2 protein-coding genes are annotated in these 1,727 nt (G+C 66.6%); one reads left to right on the top strand and one right to left on the bottom strand.

Annotated elements, in window-relative coordinates:
* Positions 1-40: 40 nt before the first annotated feature.
* Entirely contained in the window at positions 41-568 is a 528-nt protein-coding gene (locus LQV45_RS30115) for a hypothetical protein (RefSeq protein WP_230010865.1), read from the top strand.
* Positions 569-733: 165 nt separating this feature from the next.
* Here LQV45_RS30115 and LQV45_RS30110 read toward each other — a convergent pair whose 3' ends face one another.
* Positions 734-1,678 carry a hypothetical protein gene (locus tag LQV45_RS30110; RefSeq protein WP_230010864.1) on the bottom strand — a complete coding sequence of 315 codons (945 nt, stop codon included), beginning with the start codon at positions 1,676-1,678 and terminating at the stop codon, positions 734-736.
* Positions 1,679-1,727: the final 49 nt, after the last annotated feature.

Genomic DNA, 1,727 nt, shown 5'->3' with positions numbered 1-1,727 from the left:
CGGCCTCCGAGTTGGGCTGGCTCGAGTCTAGGAGCAGCAAATGAAGAAGCATCTCAGCATTGGCTTGTCCGCGTTCGCTCTGGCCGCCCTCCTGTCCGGCTGCGGCGGCGGAACGACCACGACGCCGACGTCGGCGGCACCGGCCACGTCGGCTCCCGCAGGGTCCAGCGCGCCGGCGAGTTCCGCGCCGTCGTCCATGACCGCGGCGGAGCTCTCGGTGGGCGAGTCCAAGGCGGGCCAGATCGTGGTGGCCGACCAGGGACTGAGCGTCTATTTCTTCACCAAGAACACGAAGGATTCCGGGAACAGCGTCTGCACCGGCGCGTGCCTGACGTCGTGGCCCGCTGTCACGTCGACGACGGCGACTCCCACAGTTAACGGCGTCACCGGCAAGGTCGGAACCATTCCCACGGCTGACGGAAAGATGCAGGTGACCATCAACGGGATGCCGATCTACTACTACTCCAAGGACCAGGCCGCGGGGGACATCAACGGCCAGGGCGTCGGCGGGGTCTGGTTCCTCGTGTCACCCTCCGGGGAAATGATCACCGCACCGCCGGCCGGGTAGGCTCGCCGGCCGCGGATCCGCCGGGCCCGGTCCGCCGGGCAGGAAAACTAAACCCGGCACGGCCGGGCCAGAGTTAGTCGGCACGGGTTGCTCAACACGGCACGGCCGGCGCCTGCATTTGGGGGCAGACGCCGGCCGTACCGGAAAACTGTCGCGGAAGGCCGCCTACGGGCGGGCCTTTTCGAACTCCGCTGACCCTGCGAACTCAACAGCCCCTTCGAAGTCAACAGCCTCTTCGAACTCCACAGCCGCGAGGATTTCCTGGGTCCGCGGATTGAGCATGAAGGCCTCGTCGTCGTCCTCCAGCATGAGGAATTCGCCCTGTTCCGTGGTGAAGTGCCAGGCCAGGGTGGTCTCCCCGTTGTGCTCATAATTCGGATCGCCCATGGTGATCCGCACCAGGCTGTGGCCCGCGAGGCCGCACAGCTCGCGGATTATCTGCTCGAACTCCGGCGCGTCCAGGAGCGCCTCCTCGGCGGCTGCCGCCTGGCGCTCCGCGAGGTCGGAAAGCCGGGCCACCCGCCCGGCAATGTGGGCGTCGAGGTCGTCGTCGGAAAGGACCAGCAAGTCCTCCTGACCGCGCAGCCACGCGGCATTCAGCGCAGCGATGTCCTCTGTTGCGAGGATCGACTCGAATTCCCCGTCCAGTTCTTCGATGCGCCGAACGGCGTCGGAGACCCCGTCGCCCGGTTCGTCTTCCTCTGTGCTTCCGGCGGCCCAGCCGCTGCCGCCGTCGAGGTAGCTGTCGACGTCGGTGTCGGTAAGGGCGCCGAAGGCGGCCACCGTGCGGTTGAAGAGCTCCAGGTGCGCGGCGGCACCCATGGCCTCCAGGCCTTCCCGGACGTAGGGGTCGACTTCCTCGCGTTCGGGCGCGGTGAACACGTACTGCGCGAAACCGCCGGCCAGCGCCTGCGTGAGGTAGAAGTCCACGTAGTAACTGCGCAGCGCGGCCGGGGAGATCTCTTCCGTGTCCAGCAACTCCTCGAACATGGCGTTGACCACGTTGACGTTCGCGTCGACAACGTCCTCGTTTCCGCCTTTGAGGCTTTCGGTGGTCAGCACGGTGGGGTAGCTGTGGGCGGACTGGATGGTGGGCTCACTGTGGGTCATGCGGAATCCTTACTGCTGGCGCTGCTGATACTCCGGACCTCTCCACGGT

The sequence above is a fragment of the Microbacterium sp. Bi128 genome (genome assembly GCF_918698205.1).
Note: the sequence above shows the minus strand (reverse complement) of the source record. Positions and strands in the feature narration are given on the sequence as shown.

Coding starts and splice junctions, on each gene's coding strand:
- LQV45_RS30115 (WP_230010865.1), top strand. CDS start 41: ATGAAGAAGCATCTCAGCATTGGCTTGTCCGCGTTCGCTCTGGCCGCC.
- LQV45_RS30110 (WP_230010864.1), bottom strand. CDS start 1,678: ATGACCCACAGTGAGCCCACCATCCAGTCCGCCCACAGCTACCCCACC.